Genomic DNA, 20,069 nt, shown 5'->3' on the forward strand with positions numbered 1-20,069 from the left:
CTGATGGCGCCGTTAGACTGGCGGCCCACGCCGGGTTAGCAGATGCACCGGGCCACCCGCTGTCTTTGCCTCCCGCAGCGGCTGATACCCAAGCGCGCCCGCGATCCGCAACGCCGCCTCATTGCCCCCCGAAATCATGCAAACCGTGCGGCCGGTGATCACCCGATCAAACCATTCATGCGCCGCGCGTGCGGCCTCAAACCCCAGGCGCTGGTCCTGCGCCTGAGGCGCCAAGACCAGGCGCGCTTCGGGGTAAGTGTCGAAATCTTCACCGAAATTCCGTGAACCAAAGACGAAGCCCGTCTGCCCCAGCATCTCTCTTTGCCGATGAAGTTGCACCGCCCACTGCCCAAATCCCGTGATCTGCCAATGGCCTGCATTGCGCAGGAAGGCGTCCCAAGATTGCGCCTTCGCCCGAGGCCGATCAAGTATCCGGTCCGCCACATCCGGCATCGCCCAGATCTCAGCGTAACGCTCAAAATCCTCGGCCCGCATGGCACGCAATGTCAGTCTGGCTGTGTTGATGGTCGGGATCGTTCGGGACATGGGGTGAATTGCCTTCACGCTTGAAACTTCTTGGCGAAGACATGCGGCTTCGGCACCTAAGGAACAAGCCCACCCCGCTGCGACAAATAAAAACGGCGTCATTCCGCTAGGAACAACGCCGTTCTAAAATCTCAATTCCGCCGGTCGCCCGGCAAAGCCTTACGAGGCTTCTTTGATGAACTTAACCGCATCGCCAACGGTCTGGATGTTCTCAGCGGCGTCATCGGGGATCTCGATGCCGAACTCTTCTTCGAACGCCATCACCAGTTCCACGGTGTCAAGGCTGTCTGCGCCGAGATCGTCGATGAACGACGCATTCTCAGTCACTTTGTCCTCTTCCACGCTCAGGTGTTCTACAACGATCTTTTTCACGCGGTCTGCGACGTCGCTCATAATAAGTCCTCATGTCTTCGGGCCATTCAGGCCCCTTTTGGTTTCCGCCCGCCGATGATCAGCGTTTGGAGGATGCCCCAAAAGGGGCGGCTATTTTCCTTGTTCGCACAAGGCGGAGGGGGCAATCAAGCTCCCTTCGTTTCGATTCTGCGCCCCCTTTAGCACATGCCGAAGGCTTGGCAAACGCTATTGCAGCGCAGGGTCACAACATGGCCATACCGCCGTTCACATGCAAGGTGGTCCCTGTCACATAAGCGGCCTCGGCACTGGAAAGATAAACCACGGCGGCGGCAATTTCATCCGGATCACCCATGCGGCCTGCCGGAATTTGCCCCATGATTCCAGACTTTTGCTCGTCCGTCAGCTTGTCTGTCATGGCAGTGGTGATAAAGCCCGGTGCCACAGCATTCACGGTGATCCCACGGCTTGCCACCTCATAGGCAAGCGATTTGGACATGCCCACGACACCCGCTTTGGAGGCCGCATAGTTTGCTTGACCGGGGTTGCCCGTGGCCCCCACCACGCTTGAGATATTCACGATCCGGCCCCAACGCGCCTTCATCATGCCGCGCATCACGCCTTTGCAGAGCTTAAAGGTCGCGGTGAGGTTCACGTTCAGGACCGACTGCCATTCATCATCTGACATGCGCATGAACAGGTTATCGCGGGTGATCCCGGCGTTGTTCACCAGAATATCGACCGAGCCCATCGCCTCAGCCGCCTGTTTCGGCAGCGCGTCGACGGCTTCCATGTCGCTCAGGTTACAGGGCAGCACATGCGCCCGCTCGCCCAATTCGGCCTTCAGCGCCTCCAGCGGTTCGGTCCGCGTGCCCGACAGCCCGACGGTGGCGCCTTGGGCATGCAATTTGCGGGCGATATCCGCGCCAATGCCGCCCGAAGCGCCGGTGATCAGGGCATTCTTTCCTGTAAGATCGAACATGTCTCTTCCTTTATTCTATCAGTCAGGGCCGCGTCAGCAGCCCGTAGCGGCGGATTTCATCCGCTGTCATCTTGTGTATCCCGTCAGATGGCGCTGCCTGCAAGGTAAACCAGTAAAAGGCGTCATTGCCCAGCATCTCGGCCATATAGCGCCGTGTCATCTGATGTTTGGGCGATTGCCGTGGATAGCTGCTGCCCTCGCGGTAGCCATTGCGCCATGAATGCACCCGCAGCGCCGCCCCCGGTGCCATGCGCCGCTCGGCCCCCGCGATGAAGATCTCCACACCGCCAGAATCAACCACACTGCCCGACCGCAGCTCGGTCGCCAGTCCCAATCTGCGAATCTGTCGCCCCATACGGTGCGTCGCTGCCGCATCGATAGAGCCGTCGATCCGCCCCAGCACCACCGTATCAATCCGCGGATTCTCGGCCAGATGCCGCGCGAAAGCCGCAGGCGTCCGGCTGGTGATCGTGCCGGACATCAACAGATAAGGCCCCTGAACCTGCATCCGCGTGCCATCGCTGGCATTCTCAAGCGTGCCGCAGGCCACGACCGAAAGCAGCAGTGCAAAGACGGCAATCAGCCGCCTCATGCGTCACTCCCCAGCGGCGTCCGGTCGCCCAAGATATAACGCAGCACATCCACCACATCGAAGGCCAGCGAGATCAGCAAGGTGACCAAAATCACCCGGATGATCCACCGCGCCGCGATGGACATGGCGTCCTTAGCCTGTTTGCGGAACAGATAGAACGCCAACGGCCCCCAGATCAGCAGATGCGGCAGACCGAGAAGTTTGACGTATCCCATTTGCCGGAACATGCCGTAAACCGCCGCTCCGGTAAGAATACTGGCGGCCACGGCAATCACCCCAACCTTGCGGCTCTGCGGCCAGATCAGCAGCGCTAAGGGCAAGACCGCCACGGCAAAGACCAGCCAGTTGAACCACCAGATCAGCCATTCCGGCAGCAGGGTCAGGGTTTCTTGCATCGTCATCTCGGCCCTCCGGGGCGTTACGTCTCTTTCGCGGCTTTAACCTCTTCCGGCGTGCCGATGCTGCGGGTGGCGAGGGATTTGTCGATCCGGCGGATCATGCCCGACAGCGCCTTGCCCGCGCCGATCTCCCATGCTTCGGTGACACCCTGCGCGGCCATCCACTCAACCGAAGACCGCCAGCGCACCCGGCCTGTGACCTGCTCGACCAGCAACTCGCGAATCTTCGCGGCATCGGTGACGGCCTGCGCAGTGACATTGGCGACCAGCGGCACGGCGGGATCATTAAACGTAACCTCACCCAAAGCGCGGGCCATCTCTTCCGCCGCAGGCCCCATCAGCGGGCAATGGAAAGGCGCAGAGACCGGCAGCAGCAACGCGCGTTTGGCGCCAGCATCCTTGGCCATGGCCACAGCACGTTCCACTGCGGCTTTGTGGCCCGACAATACGTTCTGGCTGGGGTCGTTTTCATTGGCGACCTGACAGACCTCGCCTTCGGCGGCGGCTTCGGCCAGTTTCTCGGTCTCTTCGATGCCAAGGCCAAGGATCGCCGCCATGGCACCCTCGCCCACTGGGACAGCCGCCTGCATCGCCTTGCCGCGAATGCGCAGCAGCCGCGCGGTGTCGGCAAGCGACAGTGACCCTGCGGCGCAAAGCGCGGAATATTCGCCAAGACTATGGCCCGCCACATAGGCCGCTTTGCCAACCTCGATCCCTTCGGCCTTCAGCGCGGCCATCGCCGCCATCGACGTGGCCATCAACGCAGGCTGGGCGTTCTGAGTGAGGGTCAGCGTCTCGATGTCCCCCTCCCAGATCAGGTCAGACAGTTTTTCGCCAAGGGCGTCGTCGACTTCTTGGAAAACGGCGCGGGCTTCAGGATAGGCTTCAGCCAGATCGCGGCCCATGCCGATGGTTTGGGCACCCTGGCCCGGGAAAACGAATGCAATGCTCATGGTTGCGGCCTCTCTTATGCGTCTCGCCTGATGTATCCTCTGCGCCCCAGCCGAACAAGCCTTGCCGCAGGCGCTTGGGGCTTGCCGTGCGGCGCAAACCGTGTATACGGGCGCTTCCTTGCAAAGCATATGAACCGCGCAGACTCTCGTGGTGGGGCCGCAAGGATGAATGCCCCGCCTATGAAATGCGCCTTGATATAAATAGGAGTGCACATGCCGCTTTATGAGCATGTTATGATTGCGCGTCAGGACCTGTCCAACACGCAAGCAGAAGGCCTCATCGAACACTTTGGCACCGTCCTCGCGGACAACGACGGCAAGCTCGTCGACAGCGAGTACTGGGGCGTCAAAACGATGGCCTACAAGATCAACAAAAACCGCAAGGGCCACTATGCCTTCCTGCGTTCGGACGCCCCTGCGACCGCCGTGCAGGAAATGGAGCGCCTGATGCGCCTGCATGATGACGTGATGCGCGTTCTGACCATCAAAGTTGATGAGCACAAAGAACTGCCGTCCGTACAGATGCAAAAGCGTGACGAGCGTTCCGAACGCCGCGAACGCCGTTGATCAACGCTTGAAGAAAAGGACTTAAATCATGGCTGCAAAACCATTTTTCCGTCGTCGTAAAGTGTGCCCTTTCTCGGGCGACAACGCACCTGCGATCGACTACAAGGACACACGTCTGCTGCAACGCTACATCTCTGAGCGTGGCAAGATCGTTCCTTCCCGTATCACCGCCGTATCGGCCAAGAAACAACGCGAGCTGGCCCGTGCCATCAAACGCGCTCGTTTCCTCGCCCTGCTGCCCTACGCCGTCAAGTAAGGAGAGAGCACATGCAAGTTATCCTTCTGGAACGTGTGGCCAAACTGGGCCAGATGGGCGAAGTCGTGGACGTAAAGCCCGGCTATGCTCGCAACTACCTGCTGCCGCAGGGCAAGGCGCTGTCGGCCTCCAAGGCCAACGTCGAAGCCTTTGAGGGCCAAAAAGCCCAGCTCGAAGCACAGAACCTCGAAACCAAAAAAGAAGCCGAACAATTCGCCGAGAAGCTGAACGGTCAGCAGTTCGTCGTGATTCGCTCCGCTTCCGACGCCGGTGCGCTTTATGGCTCCGTCACCACCCGTGACGCCGCCGATGCCGCAACCGCCGAAGGGTTCACCGTCGACCGCAAGCAGGTTGTTCTGGGCAACCCGATCAAGGAACTGGGCGTGCATGACGTGCGCATCATCCTGCACCCCGAAGTCGATGCCACAATCGAGCTGAACGTCGCACGTTCGCCCGAAGAAGCCGAGCTTCAGGCGTCGGGCAAATCGATTCAGGAACTGGCCGCCGAAGAGGAAGCCGCAGCTGAATTCGAGATCTCCGAACTCTTCGACGACATCGGCTCTGCCGCTGACGAAGACGGCGACTCGGACGTGGTGCGCACCCCTGAGGGCGACGCGCAGGACGACAGCAACAGCTGATCCGACCTGTCCGATCTGACATGAAACGCCGCGCGGCTTTCCGCGCGGCGTTTTTTTATGCGCCGGCCTGTCGCAGGGCCTGCCTGCACCTCTCGTGCGAAATCCTGTAAAAACAGACCATTCTGTGCTATGCTACCTCCATTCAGCATGGAGGATGACACATGCGTTACATCACCATCACCACCTGGGAGATCGCCGACGGGGCGGATTACGACGTGGCCCTACGCGCCATCGAAGAAAAGCGATTGCCTGCCCTCAAAAGCTTTGGCGCCAGCCGCGTCACCGTGGTCCGCACCTCTGAGCGCACCAGTGCCGCAATCACCGAATGGCCCGACAAGGCCACGCGCGACGCTGCCGAGCTCAAGATCGACGAGGTCCGCCGCTCGGTGAAGCGCGAAGATCAGACCCGCATGACCGGTGAAATGAAAGGCGAAATCGTCGCCGACGTCTAAGCGTGGCGGAAAGCCGCGCTTTGCGCCCCAACCGCTGGGCAAGGGGCCGCGTATGTTTTGCCGACACGCTTGCCCGAGAGGCCCACAACGGTGATCTTCGCGCCGATATAACAAGCCTCGGTGCATCATGCCTCAGACAACACGCCGCATGTTTCTCTCTTTCATCGCTGCCACGGCACTCACCGCCTGCAATGCCGCTCCTGTAGTGTCGCATGTGCCCCCGCAGCGCCCGGCCCTGCCCCTCCACCCGAATGAGACGCCCGACCTGCGGCGCAAGATCAACCACTGGGCCGACTTCTACGACCTGCCGCGCCCTTTGGTTCATCGTCTGGCCATCCGCGAGAGCACCCATAACCCGCACGCCCGCAACGGCCCATATTACGGCCTGCTGCAAATCCTGCCCGCCACAGCCCGATCTATGGGGTTCCAAGGCAGCCCGTCCGACCTTTTGGACGCCGACACCAATCTGAAATACGCCCTGAAATACCTGCGCGGCGCATGGCTTTTGTCTGACGGAGACCACGGCACGGCCATCAAATGGTACGCGCGGGGCTATTATTACGAAGCCAAGAAACGCGGCATGCTGGTGGAAACCGGCCTGAGGGATGGGTGATTAATTTTTAGGCTTGCGCGGCCTCACGCTTCGCCGCAGGTAGGTGTTAATCACGTTAAGAAGGAACGCCGCATGACCCTCCGCCTCAACCGCCGTCACTTTCTCGCCGGCTCTGCCGGTCTGCTGGCCCTTCACCCCTTCTCTCTCCGTGCTGCCGCCAATCAGGCGCACCTGCGCCTGATGGAGACGACGGACCTGCATGTGCATGTCTTTCCTTATGACTATTACGCCGACAAAGAGGTCGACACCGTCGGGCTTTCCCGCACCGCCAGCATCGTCAAATCGATCCGCGCCGAGGCGACCAATACGCTGATGCTTGACAACGGCGACTTCCTGCAGGGCAATCCGATGGGCGATTACATCGCTTATGAGCGCGGCATGAAAGAAGGCGACATGCACCCGGTAATCCAAGCGATGAACACGCTTGGCTATGACGCCTCGACCTTGGGCAATCATGAATTCAACTACGGGCTTGATTTCTTGATGAAATCCCTCGCCGGGGCCGACTTCCCGGTGGTCAGCGCCAATGTCGTCAAAAAGGTCGGGGCCAAGCCCAGTGACGATGACACGCTGGTCAAACCCTATGTCCTGCTGGACCGAATGTTGACCGATGGCGCGGGCGAGGCCCATCCAATCAAGATCGGGATCATCGGCTTTGTCCCGCCGCAGATCATGGCATGGGACCGCCGCCATCTCGAAGGCAAAGTGCAGGCGCGCGACATCCTAGAGGCCGCCCGCGCTTGGGTGCCGCAGATGAAAGAGGCAGGCGCCGATATCGTCATCGCCCTGTCGCATTCGGGCATTGGGGCCGCCAAAGAAGAAGACATGATGGAGAACGCTTCCGTCCCCCTCGCCGCCGTTGACGGGATCGACGCCATCATGACCGGGCACAGCCACCTCGTCTTCCCCTCGGGCAGCTACGCGGACTATCCCGGCGTGGATGTGAGCGCGGGCACGATCCACGGCAAGCCCGCCACCATGGGCGGCTTCTGGGGCAGCCATCTGGGCCTTATCGACCTGATGATGGAACGCGACGCGGGCGGTTGGCGCATCGCCAGCCACAGCGCCGAGGCGCGGGCCATTTCGCAGCGCAACGAAGACCGCTCGGTCATGCCGCTGGTGGAAAGCGACGCAGAGGTTCTGGCCTCGGTTCAGCAAGACCATGACGAAACGCTCGCTTATGTCCGCCGCGCCGTGGGCAAGACCGACGCCAATCTGCACAGCTATTTCGCGCTGGTGGCCGATGATCCGTCGGTGCAGGTCGTCTCAAACGCGCAGCGCTGGTACATCGCACAGATGCTGAAAGGGACCGAGCATGAGGGGCTGCCGATCCTGTCTGCCGCCGCCCCCTTCAAGGCTGGTGGCCGGGGCGGGCCAGAGTATTACACCGATGTGCCCAAAGGCGATGTGGCGATCAAGAACGTGGCTGACCTCTATCTCTATCCCAACACCGCCCGCGCCGTGCGCGTCACCGGCGCGCAGGTGAAGGATTGGCTTGAGCGGTCCGCGGGCATGTTCAACCAGATTACCCCCGGCGAGGCCAACCAGCCACTGCTGAACCCAGAGTTCCCCAGCTACAACTTCGATGTGATCGACGGCGTAAGCTATCAGATCGACCTTAGCCAGCCGTCTAAATTCGGCCCCAAGGGCACCGTGGCGAACTCTGAGGCGAGCCGGATCGTGAACCTTGAGTTCGAAGGGCAACCGCTTGATCCCAATGCCGAATTTATCATCGCCACCAACAACTACCGCGCCAGCGGTGGCGGCGCATTCCCCGGCGCAAAGGGCGATACCATCGTCTTTGAAGGCCCCGACACCAACCGCGACGTGATCGTGCGCTATATCGTCGAAAAAGGCACCATCAGCCCCCGCGCCGATGGCAACTGGCGCTTTGCCCCGATGGAAGGCACCAGCGTGGTATTCGAAACCGGACCGAAGGCCGCGGATTACGTGGATGAGGTGACCGGCGTGGCGATGGAACAGGTCAGCGATACCGAAAACGGCTTCGCCCAGTTCCGGATCACGTTGTAAGCTGTACGAAGCCTTGCCTGTCGGGGGTGGCCCACAGCGGGCCGCCTCTCTCCGCCGCCACTCAAGTTCCGACGTTGCCACAGAGGGCATCACCCTCCCCGGGGGGCGTTGCTACGCTTGGGTTCCCCGGTAATATGCCGAAACCGCTAACGCGCCAACCATCTGACGTTGCAAAATCGCCCTCCGGAGGGAAAGCGATGCCCGGTGTACCACCGGGGCGGGACATCTGTGATCCGTGGCTGATGTTCCTGCCAAGGTTCGGTAAACCTTCTGGCTCAGTCATTGGAAGCGGCAAGAAGGCCAGCAAACCGACCTCTCACCAATGCCATATTTGGACATAGCGAAACCGCCCTCTGCAACTGAGGGCGATGCCCTCCATCCCGCCGGACGGCCCATTGCAACAACAACACCCCCCAAACGAAACAGGGGCGACGGTTGCCCGTCGCCCCTGCCCCGTAATCCGATCCGGTAAGACTTATTCGTCTTCCAGTTCCTCAACAGCCTTCTGCAGCTCTTCTTTCGAGATTTCTTTCTCGGTCACTTTGGCCTGTTCGACCACGTGATCGACAACCTTGTCCTCAAAGATCGGCGCGCGCATCTGCTGCTGCATCTGTTGGTTTTGCTGAACGAATTCAAAGAACTGGCGCTCTTGACCCGGGTACTGACGCGCCTGGTTCATGATTGCTTGGGTCATCTCGGCGTCGGTCACCTGAACCTCGGCCTTCTGGCCCAGTTCGGCCAGCAGCAGGCCAAGACGCACGCGGCGCTCGGCCAGTGTCTTGTGCTCGTCTGAGGGCTCGATCTCGGGGTGATCGTGGCCTTCTACGTCAGGGTTTTCCTCGTGCCACAGCTGATGCGCGATCTGCTTGGCTTCGGCGTCAACCAGCGACGGCGGCAGGTCAAAGCTGACCTCTTTGTCCAGCGCGTCCAGCAGGTTGCGCTTCATCACAGCGCGAGAAGCACCGGCGTATTCTGCTTCCAGACGCTCAGCGATCTGACCCTTCAGCGCGTCGAGATCCTCGGCACCGAATTTCTTTGCCATCTCGTCGTTCACTTCAGCAGCGACGGGCTCTTTCACTTCTTTGACGGTGCAAGCGAAGGTCGCTTCCTTACCGGCCAGATGCTCGGCCTGATACTCTTCGGGGAAGTTCACGACGACGGACTTTTCTTCGCCCGCCTTCACGCCGACCAACTGCTCTTCGAAGCCAGGGATGAAGGAGTTGGAGCCCAGCACCAGCGGGTAATCTTCCGCCGCGCCGCCTTCGAATTCTTCACCGTCGACGGAGCCTTTGAAGTCGATCACAACCTGATCGCCGTCTTCCGCCTTGGCGCCCTCTTTGCGGGCTTTGAAGTCTTGTGCGGTTTCGGCAAGGCTTGCCAGCGCTTCTTCGACGGCGGCGTCATCGGCCTTAACGACCATCTTTTCCAGCTCGATCTTGCTCAGATCGACTTCGGGGATTTCCGGCAGCTTTTCGTAAGCCATGGAGACCTCGACGTCGTCGCCTTCTTTCCAGTCTTCGTTGGTCATTTTGACTTCGGGCTGCATCGCGGGGCGATCGCCAGATTTTTCAAAATGCTCTGCCATGGCGCCATCAATGCTTTCCTGCATCGCTTCGCCCATGATCCGCTGGCCGAACTGCTTTTTCAGCAGTGCCATCGGAACCTTGCCCTTGCGGAAGCCCTTCATTTCGACTTCGGGCTGCGCTTCGGCCAGCTTTTCGTTGACCTTGGCTTCGAGTTCGGCGGCGGTCACGGTGATGTTGTAACCGCGTTTCAGACCTTCGTTCAGCGTCTCGTTGACCTGCATGTGTGCTCCATAGGGTAAGGCCGCGCGACGGGGGCGCGGGCGAAAATTTGTGCCCTTCTATGGGGGTTGAACCGCCTGCGCAAGGGGGTCCGCGGCCCATCGCACCACATCCGCAGAAAACGCCCCCGCCCCTACGGCGGAACCCGCCCAGACCTCAGACCAAGAGCACCGCAATATAGCCCGCATAGGCCAGTCCAAAGACCGCCCCCTGACCGCGCGTCACGCGCCCGCCGAAGGCCGCGCAGGCGATCAGCGCCACGCTGGCCCCTAGCATCACCCAGATGTCGAGCGTGGCGATCTGAGCGGCCACATTGACCGGCTGGATCACCGCCGTGACCCCCAGCACACCAAGGATGTTAAAGATGTTGGAGCCGACCACGTTGCCCAAAGCCACATCGCTCTGTCCGCGCCGGGCGGCGATGACCGATGTGACCAATTCCGGCATCGAGGTTCCCACCGCCACGATGGTCAACCCGATCACCGCCTCAGAGAGCCCCACCGCCTGCGCCAAGGCGACCGATCCCGTGACCAAAAACCGTGCCGAGACGATGGTCAGAACCAGCCCACCCAACAACCACAATAACGCCAGCCCGATCCGCGCCTGATCCGGTAAAGGCTCCGCCGCCTGCTGGCTGTCTCGATCACTGCGAAAGGTATAAATCAGGTAGGTCGCCAACCCCACGAGGGCCAAAATCCCCGCCAGCCGGTCGATGCGGCCCAGCATCACGAGGCCCAGACAAAGCAAGCTTGCCGCCAGCATCACTGTCCCGTCGCGCGCAAAGCTGCGCCGCGCGATGCCAATCGGCGCGATCAGTGCGGCAAGGCCGAGAATCAGCAGAATATTCGCGATGTTCGACCCGACGACATTGCCAAGCGCGATGTCCGGTGCCCCCAGCAAAGCCGCCTGAACCGAGGTCACCAATTCAGGCGCCGATGTGCCAAACCCCACGACCGTCAGACCGATCACCAGTGGCGATAGCCCAACCCGCTGCGCCAGCGCCACCGCACCGCGCACCAGATACTCACCACCGAGCACGAGCCCCAGCAAACCGCCAAGGACAAACAGAATGTTCACGAGAAAAACTCACCGGTCTCAGACCATCGGGCGTCGCGGAGACCGCGCAGACGCCCGATGCAAATGGGCACGGGTGACAGGCATTCAAGGCCGCGCGGAAAATTCAGTTCCGCTGCGGCCGGGCGCTCACATGCCCAAGGCTTCTTTATACATCTCCATCACCGCTTCTTCTTCGGCGATGTCGTCCTTGTCACGCTTGCGCAGGGCGATCACCTTGCGCAGCACTTTGGTGTCGTAGCCGCGCGATTTCGCTTCGGACATCACCTCTTTTTGCTGCTCGGCGAGGTCTTTCTTTTCGGCGTCCAAACGCTCGATCCGCTCGACGAACTGGCGCAGCTCATTGGCGGTGACCCGGTAGGTCGCATCGCCTTGGGATTCGACGACATCGGGGTTGGTGCTGGTATCGCTCATGGAAAGTCCTCACGGAATGGCTGGCTCTGGCGGGTTTGACTACAGGCTGGATGCCCAGCCCGCAAGCGGGACTTGCCCCCCTTGGCGGTTTGGCGTAGCTCTGCCGCCATGGAAAGCGCAAACACATCTATTTTCGATCTCATGGTCTGGGGCGGCGCAGGTCTGTCCCTTTTGGGATTGCTCGGTCTGGGCTGGTGCATCATCAAAGTGAGCCGTGCCAAACGCGCGCAGCTGGACGATGAGGCGATGCGCGTTGTATTGCGCAAAGTGGTGCCGTTGAACATGGGCGCGCTGTTTCTATCCGTCATCGGCTTGATGATGGTGATTTTGGGCATCTCTCTGAGCTGATCGAGGGGGCTGATCGGCGGGCGGTCGCGGCGGGTCTTAGCCGTCTCTGGACAGGGCCGCTGCATCTGCTTAAATCGACGCATGGATATTCGCCAAATCACCCCCCGCTATTTCGTCGCCCCGCAGATCGAGCCCGGTGACATGGAAAGCCTGCGCGCCCAAGGCATCACCCGCATTCTGTGCAACCGCCCCGATGCAGAAGTGCCGCCCAGCCACCAAGCCGCCGCCATGCGCGACGCGGCCGAGGCGGCAGGGATTGCCTTTGCCGAACAGCCGCTGACCCATCAGACCATGACCCCCGATGTCATCGCCAACAACCGCGCCCTTGGGGTCGATACGGATGACACCGTGCTGGCCTATTGCGCCTCTGGCACCCGTTCGACCATCGCTTGGGCCTTGGGTCAGGCCGGTGAGATGGACAGCGACGCGATCATCGAAGCGGCGCGTCAGGGGGGCTATGACCTTGAGAACATGCGCCCGATGCTGGGCCAGAGCTACAGCTAAGACCGCGTATCGGCCCCGACCACGGGGCCGACTACTGGGCCGGTGTCCTTTGCAGGCGGTGTCAGGACGCTCTGCGGCAATTGCACCCGGAACGCCGTGCCGGGCACATTCCCCAAAAAGCTGATCTCGCCGCCCAATCGGCACATGATCTCGCGACAGATGGCAAGGCCGAGCCCCGCGCCATCGCCCTCTCCGGTGATGCGCGAAAATTTCTCGAAAATCAGCGCCTCTGATCCTGCGTCGATCCCGTGGCCGTTGTCGACGAAATCGATCACCAAGCCCTGCGCCGTGACCTGTGCCGAGATCACCAGTTGCGGCTGATCGGCAGCGCAGTATTTGCGCGCATTGGTAACAAGGTTGATGAACACCTGCACCAGCCGGTCGAGGTCGCTGGTCAGGGTGATATCCTCAGCCTGCGGATCGCGCAGCACTTTAAGCGGGCGGGTGGCCCCGGCCTGCGCCGTGGTCACCGCCAGATCGAGCAGGTCGCGCAGGTTGCCCTCCCGCTGGTTCAGCGTCACCTGCCCGTTCTCCAGCACCGACAGGTCCAGCAGATCGTCCAAAAGCCGCGTTAGGCGGATCGTCTCGCTGTGGATGATCGTGGCATAGCGATTCTTATCCGCGTCCGTGAGGCCCGGCGCGTCGCGTAGAATTTCCGAGAACGACCGGATCGAGGTCATCGGCGTGCGCAACTCATGGCTGATCTGGCTCAGAAAACTGTCCTTTTGCAGCGACAATTGCGTGAGCTTCTCATTTGCCGCGCGCAGCTGCGCCGCCGTTTCGGTCAACTCCCGCGATTTGGTTTCAAGCTGACTGGAATACTCCAACATCTGCGCGGATTCGTCGGCCACGGCGAGCAGGTCCTGCACCGAAACAGATGCCCCGCCGACGATCTGCGCCACCATCGCATGTGCCGTCGCCGCGCCAACGGAGGCCGCCAATTCCCGCTCCAACGCCTGTACGAATCGTGGCGTGGGTTCCGGCAAGCGTTGCCCCTGCCCCTGCCGCTCGGCCTCACGGGTGAAAAACGCCTGCGCCTCTCGCGCGCCCAAGATCCGCTGCGCCATGATCATCAGGTCTTCGCTGCCCGCGACCGATGCCGTCCACCCCCGCGCCGGGCCGGAGTGGTCAAAGACATTGACGAATTGCGCGCCCTGAAGCCGCTCCAGCGGCGCGGGGAAACTGAAAAGTGAGACGACCACAAAAACCAGCGTGTTCAGCGCAAGGCTCCAGACCACCGCATGCACGGTCGGATCGATCCCGGCGATGCCGAACAGCGCCTCGGGGCGCAGCCATGCCAGCCCCCAAAGCCCGCTCTCCAAGGTCGCGCTCGACAATGCCACATCCGCGCCGAAACTGGGCAGCAGCATGGTGAAAACCCAGAGCACAAAACCCGTGCCCAGCCCACAAAGCGCGCCTGCCCGCGTGGCACCGCGCCAGAGCACGCCGCCCAGCATCGCTGGCAAAAACTGCGCCACCCCGCCGAAAGAGATCGTGCCAATTGCCGCCAGCGCCCCGCTGCCGCCCGAGGCGCGGTAGTAGAGGTAGCCTAGCCCGACCACGCAAAAGATCGACAGCCGCCGCGCGAGGATCACGATATTGCGCACATCTCCCGATTGCGTGGCCCCATCGCGCCGCATAGCCAGCCAGATCGGCATGACGATGTGGTTGCTGACCATCGTCGACAGCGCCAGCGTGGCGACGATCACCATCGACGTGGCCGAGGAAAAACCGCCCAAGAAAGACAGCATCGCCAGCCCGTTCTGCCCTTGGCTGAGCGGCAGGCTCAGCACGAAAAGATCGGGGTTTGCGCCCTCCGGCATCAGGTCCAGCCCCACGACCGCGATTGGCACGACGAAAAGGCTCATCAACATCAGATAAAGCGGGAAGGCCCAACTAGCGATTTGCAGCTGCCGCTCGTCGTCATTCTCGACAACCATGACCTGAAACATGCGCGGCAGGCACAAAAGCGCGGCCCCCGAAAGGACCGTCAGCGCGGCCCATCGGCTGCCCTGAACTTCCCACTGGCCGATGTCGGAGGCATCGATCTTCGCGAGCGTCTCACCCAATCCCCCGGCAAGACCCCAGATCACGTAGATACCGACCGCCACCAGCGCCAGCAGCTTGACAACCGCCTCCACTGCGATGGCGATGACAACGCCGTGGTGCCGCTCGTTCACATTCAGGTTCCGCGTGCCGAAAAGCACCGTGAACAGCGTCAGCCCCGCTGCCACCCACAGGGCGGCCTGCCCGCGGTTGATGACATCGCCCCCCGCCTCGGCCAGCGGCACATCGGGGGCGGCGAAAATCGACAGAGACAAGATAACTGATTGCAATTGCAGCGCAATATAGGGCGTCACGCCGATCACGGCCATGACCGTCACCACGATCGCCAGCGTGTTGGATTTGCCGTAGCGCGACGAAATCAGGTCAGCGATTGAGGTCACCCGGTGGCTCCGCCCGATGCGCACCAGCCGTCGCAAGCCCCACCACCAGCCGATCATCACCAGCGACGGGCCGAGGTAGATCGTCACATACTCCAACCCTGAGCGCGCGGCGTAGCCCACCGCGCCGTAAAAGGTCCAAGCGGTGCAGTAGATCGACAGCGACAGGGTATAGACCAACGGTGAGCGCAGCAGCCAGCCGCCCTGCCCGAGCAGGGCCGCGCGTTCGGCAGCGAAAGCCACGATGAACAGCCCCGCGACATACATCAGACAGACCGCGACCAACTGGTTGAGCGACACCATCAGCGCGGCCCGTCTTTGGTATCGGCACCCCCGTCCGTCGCCACATCGCGCGTGCGCCGCCAGAGCGCCCATGTCGCCAAGATCAGCAACGCCCAAACCCCAAAGAGATAGCGCAGCGCCACGCTCATCGCGATTGTCGGCTCACTGGGTTCAAGGGTGGCGTCAGGCAGGATCTCTGGCACGGGCCACAGCAACGGCACCATCCAAAGCATCAGCCCCAGAAACGGCAGCAACCGCACCGCATCCATCATGCGCCGCTGGCGGTAGCCGCGTTTTTCCAAAAAGATCGGAGGGCGTGGCATGGCGGGTTAACTGGCGATCAGGTCGCGCACCGCGTCCAGCATCTCTGAGTTCGAAAACGGCTTGGTCATAAAGCGGCTGACCCCGGCCTTCTCGGCCATGGCGCGGTCCCGGCTTTGGCCGCGCGCGGTCAACATCAGCACGGGCAATTCCCCCATCGCCGGGTCCCCGCGCAGCTCATCGAGTATTTCAAACCCGCTTTTGCCCGGCAGCATGACATCCAGCATCACCAAATCGGGCGATGCCTTGCGGATCACCTCTACCGCACCCGATCCATTGGCCAGCGTCTCCACCCGCCAGCCCTCTTGGCCCAACAAAAAGCGGATGGCCTCGGCGATATTCACCTCGTCCTCCACCAGAACTACGAGTTTGCTCATCGGCAAAAAGTCTCCCCCCTCGGTGTGCGACCGCCCCGTTTGTTGCAGGGTCTCGCGCACCGGGGCGAGCATGCATCGGTTTGGCAGCCCTGTCAAAAACTGCCTGAGCGTCTGTTAGATCCCGTCGCGCAGGATCGAAGGTTCGCGCCGGGCGCGGCATCCTTCGACCGGACAAATGCGGCAGGTTGCGCCCACGGGCTGCGCGGGGGCCGCCCCTGATGGCACCGGCAAAAGCAACATGACCGATTGGCTCAAGGGCGGCGTATTGTAGGCGGCAGCGGCTTGAACCTCGCAGGTCGCGATCGCCTCAAACTGCGCCTGACCCCGGCCCATCTGCATGACGCGGGATTTCACCACCAGCCCCGGCTGGCCCTGCACCGCAAAAAGCGGCCAAAGCGGGCAACAGGCCCCAAAACGCGGCACGGTGAACCCTTCGATCGACTTGGCAAAGGTCACGCTGCCCGAGCGGTCACAGACCACCAGCCCCGCACCCAAATCGGGCAAAGACGCCAAGCGTCGCAGCACCCGGCCCATCGGCTGGTCCAAACTGCGGGCCAGTTCGGCTGGGTCATGGCCCGTCTCCTCAACGGTCCGCTCCAAACGCGCCAAGGGCAACGCCGCCGCGTCCCGCGCGATCTGCTGCAACACCCCCGTCGCGATATGCTGCGCGGCCTTGGTCTTGAGCGCCTCGGCCTGCCCTACAAGCGCCGCGATTGCCTCTTGCGGGGCGCGGGCCTGCTCCAACGGGTCAAAGCGGTAGTCATGCGCGGCGAGAAAAGCTTCCACCTCCGCTTGTGGGGAGTGGGCCACCTCACGGGTCTCAGCGGCATTGTCAAAATAGGTCACCAGCGCCTGCGCGCTGTCGGACAGGCGGCGGCTGTCTTGGTGGATATTCGTGTGAAACCTGTCGCGCCATTCGGGTTGCAGACTGTCCGTCTCTGCCAAGATAGAGGCGGTCGAGCGGATGGCGGCGGCGGTACTCAGCAATTCATGCATCGACGTGGCAAGCTGCGGGTCATGGGCCAAACGGTCCGACAGCGCCTCAACCGTCTGCTCTAGTGCCGCGATACGGCGTTGGCTGCTGGCAAGCACCTTGGCCCAGCCCGGAAACCGCCCAGCAAATTCATCCGCCCGGTCACTCTCGGGCCCGGTAAGCGCTGCATCCTCTGCCGCTTCGCGCAGGGTGGCGATCAGCGCGGCTTCGGCCCCTTCGGTCAACGCCTGCGGCTCTACACCAAGCGCATGGGCGATATTGAGCAACAGCTTCCCGCCGATTCTGCGCCGGTTGTGTTCAATGAGGTTCAGATAGCTGGCCGAGATCCCGCTTTGTTGTGCCAGTTCGGCCTGTTTCAGCCCCGCCATCACGCGCCGCTCACGGATGCGGCTGCCGGTCAGCCCCTCACGCATCGGATCGCGCCGCGCGATAATTCATGCGTTGTTTCAAGGTCTTTCTGCGGCGCAACATCATATTCTTTACAAACCTCCCTGGACGGTTGCGAATATATTTACAAAAAAATCGTTTCGATCAAGCGCCTTATTGATCGGTTTTCATTTTCCACGCCATAGTTTCTTTGCACTATTGCGTGTTGTGGCACCGGGGGGAGGTTCCGGTGCCGCGACTTACAAAAATGGGAGGACTTCATGTCGTTTACGAAACTGACACGCCGCGGGCTGATTCAGACCGGCGCGGTTGCCGGTGCAGGGTTGGCGCTGCCGACCTATCTGCGCGCCGAGGCGCACGCGGGCTTTACCAATGCCCCCACGGGCAGCACGGTCACGCTGGGCTTTAACGTGCCCCAGACCGGCCCCTATGCCGAAGAAGGGCTGGACGAGTTGCGCGCCCAAGAGCTTGCGGTCGAGCACCTCAATGGCGGGGGCGACGGCGGCATGATGAACACCTTCAGCTCCAAGGCGCTGAAAGGGAACGGCATTCTGGGCAAGAAGGTCGAATATGTCACCGGTGACACCCAGACCAAATCCGACGCCGCCCGCGCATCCGCCAAGGCGATGATTGAAAAAGACGGCGCTGTGATGATCAACGGCGGCTCGTCCTCGGGCGTGGCCGTGGCGGTTCAGGGCCTGTGTCAGGAAGCGGGCGTGATCTTCATGGCCGGTCTGACACACTCCAACGACACCACGGGCAAAGACAAAAAGGCCAATGGTTTCCGCCACTTCTTTAACGGTTACATGTCCGCCGCCGCCCTCGCACCGGTGCTGAAAAACGCTTACGGCGAAGACCGCCGCGCGTACCATCTGACAGCCGACTACACATGGGGCTGGACCCAGCAGGAATCCATCGCCGCCGCGACCGAAGCGATGGGCTGGGAGACTGTGAACAACGTGCTGACGCCGCTGGCGAGCACGGATTTCAGCTCCTACATCGCGCCGGTGCTGAACTCCGGTGCCGATGTGCTGGTGCTGAACCACTACGGCGGAAACATGGTGAACTCGCTCACCAACGCGGTGCAGTTCGGCCTGCTGGACAAAGAAGTGAACGGCAAGAAATTCGAGATCGTCGTGCCGCTTTATTCCGAGCTCATGGCCGCCGGTGCCGGTGCCAACGTGCAAGGTGTTATCGGTTCGATGAACTGGAACTGGCAGCTGCAGGATGAAGGCTCCAAAGCCTTCGTGAAATCCTTTGGTGAGAAATATGGCCGTCCACCCTCCAACTCCGCGCACACCTGCTATGTGCAGACGCTGCTCTATGCGGATGCGGTGGAACGCGCGGGCACCTTCAACCCCTGCGGTGTCGTGGAAGCGCTCGAAGATTTCGAGTTCGACGGTCTGGGCAACGGTCCGGTGCTGTATCGTGGCGATGACCACCAGTGTTTCAAAGACGTGCTGGTCATGAAGGGCAAAGAAAACCCGACCAACGAATATGACACGCTGGAGATCGTCGAGGTCACCCCGCGTGCACAGGTCGAATACGCCCCGGATCACCCCATGTTCGCCGGTGGCGAATTGGGCAAGTGCAACCCGGGCGCCTGATCCACTGAACCTTTGGGGGCGCATCGGCCTTGCGCCGCGCGCCCCCTTTTCTCACCACATGGGGCGCGCCCTCATGTGAACGCATCCCTAACAGGTGGGGTCCATGGACGCTGTTCTTCTGCAAATACTTAACGGGCTCGACAAGGGCTCGGCCTATGCGCTGATCGCGCTTGGGCTCACATTGATCTTCGGCACGCTTGGCGTGGTCAACTTCGCCCATGGGGCGCTGTTCATGATCGGGGCCTTCTGCTCGGTCACGCTGCAACGGCTACTGACGCTGAGTTTTGAGACCATCGACGAGACCCAGAAAGATTTTCTGGGCAATCCGCTGAAGGTCAAAACCCCCTATGTCGAAAACTGGTTCGGTCCCGAGATGGGACAGGCCATCATCGACTGGTCGGTGCCGCTGGCGATCCTCTTTGCGATCCCGGTGATGCTGTTGATCGGCTTTGTCATGGAACGCGGGTTGATCAAGCATTTCTACAAACGCCCCCATGCGGATCAGATCCTTGTGACCTTTGGCCTCGCCATCGTGCTGCAAGAGGTGGTCAAGTATTTCTACGGCGCCAACCCGATCCCCACGCCCGCGCCCGAAGTTTTCAAAGGCAGCTTTGACTTCGCGCCGCTCTTGGGCTTGGACACCTCACTGGCCTACCCCTACTGGCGTCTGGTCTATTTCGGCTTTTCCACAGTCATCATCGCTGCCGTCTTTGCCTTCTTGCAATTCACCACCTTCGGGATGGTTGTCCGCGCCGGCATGGCAGACCGCGAAACCGTGGGCCTTCTGGGCATCGACATCGACCGCCGCTTTACCATCATGTTCGGCATCGCTGCTGCCGTGGCGGGGCTTGCGGGCGTGATGTATGCGCCGATTAACTCACCGAATTATCACATGGGCATGGACTTTCTGGTGCTGAGCTTTGTCGTCGTCGTGGTCGGCGGCATGGGCTCCCTGCCCGGCGCGGTCTTGGCGGGCTTTCTGCTTGGGATCCTCGAAAGCCTTGCGTCCATGAATGAAATCAAAAGCATCATCTACGGTATCGACCAGATCATCATCTACGTCGTTGCCATCGTGATCCTGCTGGTCCGCCCGCGCGGTCTGATGGGTCGCCGCGGCGTGATGGAGGAATAAG

Annotated in this window: 23 protein-coding genes; 10 read left to right on the forward strand and 13 right to left on the reverse strand. The window is 61.4% G+C overall.

Annotation, left to right across the window (positions count from 1 at the left end):
- Positions 1-12 precede the first annotated feature (12 nt).
- The 6 genes from T8A63_RS10445 to fabD all read right to left on the reverse strand — a co-directional run bounded on the left by T8A63_RS10445 (position 13) and on the right by fabD (position 3,822).
- Positions 13-546, reverse strand: coding sequence for a GNAT family N-acetyltransferase (locus T8A63_RS10445; protein WP_067626652.1), 534 nt, complete (start codon positions 544-546; stop codon positions 13-15).
- 159 nt (positions 547-705) lie between these two features.
- A complete protein-coding gene (locus tag T8A63_RS10450; RefSeq protein WP_067261852.1) occupies positions 706-939 on the reverse strand; it encodes an acyl carrier protein in 234 nt (77 codons plus the stop codon).
- Between the two features lie 202 nt (positions 940-1,141).
- The gene (gene fabG, locus T8A63_RS10455; protein WP_322343740.1) at positions 1,142-1,879 is read right to left on the reverse strand and encodes a 3-oxoacyl-[acyl-carrier-protein] reductase; all 738 of its coding nucleotides are present in this window, start codon (positions 1,877-1,879) and stop codon (positions 1,142-1,144) included.
- A 22-nt stretch (positions 1,880-1,901) separates the two neighbouring features.
- Positions 1,902-2,471 (reverse strand): alpha/beta hydrolase, encoded by a 570-nt coding sequence (locus T8A63_RS10460; protein ID WP_322343741.1) that lies wholly within the window; start codon positions 2,469-2,471, stop codon positions 1,902-1,904.
- The gene (locus T8A63_RS10465) at positions 2,468-2,872 is read right to left on the reverse strand and encodes a hypothetical protein (protein WP_322343742.1); all 405 of its coding nucleotides are present in this window, start codon (positions 2,870-2,872) and stop codon (positions 2,468-2,470) included. The genes T8A63_RS10460 and T8A63_RS10465 overlap by 4 nt, the downstream gene beginning before the upstream one ends.
- A 17-nt stretch (positions 2,873-2,889) precedes the next feature.
- Positions 2,890-3,822, reverse strand: coding sequence for an ACP S-malonyltransferase (fabD, locus tag T8A63_RS10470; protein WP_322343743.1), 933 nt, complete (start codon positions 3,820-3,822; stop codon positions 2,890-2,892).
- A gap of 213 nt (positions 3,823-4,035) precedes the next feature.
- On the opposite strand from fabD, the gene rpsF reads away from it, so the two are divergent.
- From rpsF to T8A63_RS10500, 6 genes are all read left to right on the forward strand, one after another.
- Positions 4,036-4,389 (forward strand): 30S ribosomal protein S6, encoded by a 354-nt coding sequence (gene rpsF, locus T8A63_RS10475; protein WP_067626662.1) that lies wholly within the window; start codon positions 4,036-4,038, stop codon positions 4,387-4,389.
- A gap of 28 nt (positions 4,390-4,417) precedes the next feature.
- On the forward strand, positions 4,418-4,645 hold the full coding sequence (gene rpsR / locus T8A63_RS10480) for a 30S ribosomal protein S18 (protein WP_005852865.1): 228 nt from the start codon (positions 4,418-4,420) through the stop codon (positions 4,643-4,645).
- Positions 4,646-4,656: 11 nt separating this feature from the next.
- The gene (gene rplI / locus T8A63_RS10485; protein WP_067626664.1) at positions 4,657-5,283 is read left to right on the forward strand and encodes a 50S ribosomal protein L9; all 627 of its coding nucleotides are present in this window, start codon (positions 4,657-4,659) and stop codon (positions 5,281-5,283) included.
- A 161-nt stretch (positions 5,284-5,444) separates the two neighbouring features.
- Positions 5,445-5,735: a hypothetical protein gene (locus T8A63_RS10490; protein WP_067626666.1), complete on the forward strand. Its 291-nt coding sequence runs from the start codon at positions 5,445-5,447 to the stop codon at positions 5,733-5,735.
- A 127-nt stretch (positions 5,736-5,862) separates the two neighbouring features.
- On the forward strand, positions 5,863-6,348 hold the full coding sequence (locus tag T8A63_RS10495; RefSeq protein ID WP_322343744.1) for a lytic transglycosylase domain-containing protein: 486 nt from the start codon (positions 5,863-5,865) through the stop codon (positions 6,346-6,348).
- Between the two features lie 72 nt (positions 6,349-6,420).
- Entirely contained in the window at positions 6,421-8,379 is a 1,959-nt protein-coding gene (locus T8A63_RS10500; RefSeq protein ID WP_322343745.1) for a bifunctional 2',3'-cyclic-nucleotide 2'-phosphodiesterase/3'-nucleotidase, read from the forward strand.
- Positions 8,380-8,854: 475 nt separating this feature from the next.
- Here T8A63_RS10500 and tig read toward each other — a convergent pair whose 3' ends face one another.
- The 3 genes from tig to T8A63_RS10515 all read right to left on the reverse strand — a co-directional run bounded on the left by tig (position 8,855) and on the right by T8A63_RS10515 (position 11,672).
- On the reverse strand, positions 8,855-10,186 hold the full coding sequence (tig, locus tag T8A63_RS10505) for a trigger factor (RefSeq protein WP_322343746.1): 1,332 nt from the start codon (positions 10,184-10,186) through the stop codon (positions 8,855-8,857).
- A gap of 154 nt (positions 10,187-10,340) precedes the next feature.
- Positions 10,341-11,261 carry a calcium/sodium antiporter gene (locus T8A63_RS10510; RefSeq protein ID WP_322343747.1) on the reverse strand — a complete coding sequence of 307 codons (921 nt, stop codon included), beginning with the start codon at positions 11,259-11,261 and terminating at the stop codon, positions 10,341-10,343.
- Between the two features lie 126 nt (positions 11,262-11,387).
- On the reverse strand, positions 11,388-11,672 hold the full coding sequence (locus T8A63_RS10515) for a DUF2312 domain-containing protein (RefSeq protein ID WP_067938722.1): 285 nt from the start codon (positions 11,670-11,672) through the stop codon (positions 11,388-11,390).
- A gap of 108 nt (positions 11,673-11,780) precedes the next feature.
- On the opposite strand from T8A63_RS10515, the gene T8A63_RS10520 reads away from it, so the two are divergent.
- Positions 11,781-12,020 (forward strand): hypothetical protein, encoded by a 240-nt coding sequence (locus T8A63_RS10520; RefSeq protein ID WP_322343748.1) that lies wholly within the window; start codon positions 11,781-11,783, stop codon positions 12,018-12,020.
- Between the two features lie 81 nt (positions 12,021-12,101).
- Complete coding sequence (locus T8A63_RS10525) at positions 12,102-12,524, forward strand: TIGR01244 family sulfur transferase (RefSeq protein ID WP_322343749.1); 423 nt, start codon at positions 12,102-12,104, stop codon at positions 12,522-12,524.
- Here T8A63_RS10525 and T8A63_RS10530 read toward each other — a convergent pair.
- From T8A63_RS10530 to T8A63_RS10545, 4 genes are all read right to left on the reverse strand, one after another.
- A complete protein-coding gene (locus T8A63_RS10530) occupies positions 12,521-15,271 on the reverse strand; it encodes an ATP-binding protein (protein WP_322343750.1) in 2,751 nt (916 codons plus the stop codon). The genes T8A63_RS10525 and T8A63_RS10530 overlap by 4 nt on opposite strands.
- Positions 15,271-15,573, reverse strand: a complete 303-nt coding sequence (locus T8A63_RS10535; protein WP_322343751.1) for a hypothetical protein — start codon at positions 15,571-15,573, stop codon at positions 15,271-15,273. Before T8A63_RS10535 ends, T8A63_RS10530 begins: the two co-directional genes overlap by 1 nt.
- 6 nt (positions 15,574-15,579) lie before the next feature.
- Complete coding sequence (locus T8A63_RS10540) at positions 15,580-15,948, reverse strand: response regulator transcription factor (RefSeq protein WP_067628389.1); 369 nt, start codon at positions 15,946-15,948, stop codon at positions 15,580-15,582.
- Between the two features lie 114 nt (positions 15,949-16,062).
- Positions 16,063-17,355 carry a helix-turn-helix domain-containing protein gene (locus T8A63_RS10545; RefSeq protein WP_322343752.1) on the reverse strand — a complete coding sequence of 431 codons (1,293 nt, stop codon included), beginning with the start codon at positions 17,353-17,355 and terminating at the stop codon, positions 16,063-16,065.
- 234 nt (positions 17,356-17,589) lie between these two features.
- Between T8A63_RS10545 and T8A63_RS10550 the strand changes: the two genes are divergently transcribed.
- Both T8A63_RS10550 and T8A63_RS10555 read left to right on the forward strand, forming a co-directional pair.
- Positions 17,590-18,936 (forward strand): substrate-binding protein, encoded by a 1,347-nt coding sequence (locus T8A63_RS10550; protein ID WP_067628327.1) that lies wholly within the window; start codon positions 17,590-17,592, stop codon positions 18,934-18,936.
- A gap of 103 nt (positions 18,937-19,039) precedes the next feature.
- Positions 19,040-20,068, forward strand: coding sequence for a branched-chain amino acid ABC transporter permease (locus T8A63_RS10555; RefSeq protein WP_067628328.1), 1,029 nt, complete (start codon positions 19,040-19,042; stop codon positions 20,066-20,068).
- Position 20,069 lies beyond the last annotated feature (1 nt).

The organism is Sulfitobacter sp. OXR-159 (assembly GCF_034377145.1).
GTDB lineage: Bacteria > Pseudomonadota > Alphaproteobacteria > Rhodobacterales > Rhodobacteraceae > Sulfitobacter.

Excerpts from the sequence above, each read along its gene's own strand:
- T8A63_RS10445 (WP_067626652.1), bottom strand. The coding sequence starts at position 546 with ATGTCCCGAACGATCCCGACCATCAACACAGCCAGACTGACATTGCGT.
- T8A63_RS10450 (WP_067261852.1), bottom strand. The coding sequence starts at position 939 with ATGAGCGACGTCGCAGACCGCGTGAAAAAGATCGTTGTAGAACACCTG.
- fabG (WP_322343740.1), bottom strand. The coding sequence starts at position 1,879 with ATGTTCGATCTTACAGGAAAGAATGCCCTGATCACCGGCGCTTCGGGC.
- T8A63_RS10460 (WP_322343741.1), bottom strand. The coding sequence starts at position 2,471 with ATGAGGCGGCTGATTGCCGTCTTTGCACTGCTGCTTTCGGTCGTGGCC.
- T8A63_RS10465 (WP_322343742.1), bottom strand. The coding sequence starts at position 2,872 with ATGACGATGCAAGAAACCCTGACCCTGCTGCCGGAATGGCTGATCTGG.
- fabD (WP_322343743.1), bottom strand. The coding sequence starts at position 3,822 with ATGAGCATTGCATTCGTTTTCCCGGGCCAGGGTGCCCAAACCATCGGC.
- rpsF (WP_067626662.1), top strand. The coding sequence starts at position 4,036 with ATGCCGCTTTATGAGCATGTTATGATTGCGCGTCAGGACCTGTCCAAC.
- rpsR (WP_005852865.1), top strand. The coding sequence starts at position 4,418 with ATGGCTGCAAAACCATTTTTCCGTCGTCGTAAAGTGTGCCCTTTCTCG.
- rplI (WP_067626664.1), top strand. The coding sequence starts at position 4,657 with ATGCAAGTTATCCTTCTGGAACGTGTGGCCAAACTGGGCCAGATGGGC.
- T8A63_RS10490 (WP_067626666.1), top strand. The coding sequence starts at position 5,445 with ATGCGTTACATCACCATCACCACCTGGGAGATCGCCGACGGGGCGGAT.
- T8A63_RS10495 (WP_322343744.1), top strand. The coding sequence starts at position 5,863 with ATGCCTCAGACAACACGCCGCATGTTTCTCTCTTTCATCGCTGCCACG.
- T8A63_RS10500 (WP_322343745.1), top strand. The coding sequence starts at position 6,421 with ATGACCCTCCGCCTCAACCGCCGTCACTTTCTCGCCGGCTCTGCCGGT.
- tig (WP_322343746.1), bottom strand. The coding sequence starts at position 10,186 with ATGCAGGTCAACGAGACGCTGAACGAAGGTCTGAAACGCGGTTACAAC.
- T8A63_RS10515 (WP_067938722.1), bottom strand. The coding sequence starts at position 11,672 with ATGAGCGATACCAGCACCAACCCCGATGTCGTCGAATCCCAAGGCGAT.
- T8A63_RS10520 (WP_322343748.1), top strand. The coding sequence starts at position 11,781 with ATGGAAAGCGCAAACACATCTATTTTCGATCTCATGGTCTGGGGCGGC.
- T8A63_RS10525 (WP_322343749.1), top strand. The coding sequence starts at position 12,102 with ATGGATATTCGCCAAATCACCCCCCGCTATTTCGTCGCCCCGCAGATC.
- T8A63_RS10530 (WP_322343750.1), bottom strand. The coding sequence starts at position 15,271 with ATGGTGTCGCTCAACCAGTTGGTCGCGGTCTGTCTGATGTATGTCGCG.
- T8A63_RS10535 (WP_322343751.1), bottom strand. The coding sequence starts at position 15,573 with ATGCCACGCCCTCCGATCTTTTTGGAAAAACGCGGCTACCGCCAGCGG.
- T8A63_RS10540 (WP_067628389.1), bottom strand. The coding sequence starts at position 15,948 with ATGAGCAAACTCGTAGTTCTGGTGGAGGACGAGGTGAATATCGCCGAG.
- T8A63_RS10545 (WP_322343752.1), bottom strand. The coding sequence starts at position 17,355 with ATGCGTGAGGGGCTGACCGGCAGCCGCATCCGTGAGCGGCGCGTGATG.
- T8A63_RS10550 (WP_067628327.1), top strand. The coding sequence starts at position 17,590 with ATGTCGTTTACGAAACTGACACGCCGCGGGCTGATTCAGACCGGCGCG.
- T8A63_RS10555 (WP_067628328.1), top strand. The coding sequence starts at position 19,040 with ATGGACGCTGTTCTTCTGCAAATACTTAACGGGCTCGACAAGGGCTCG.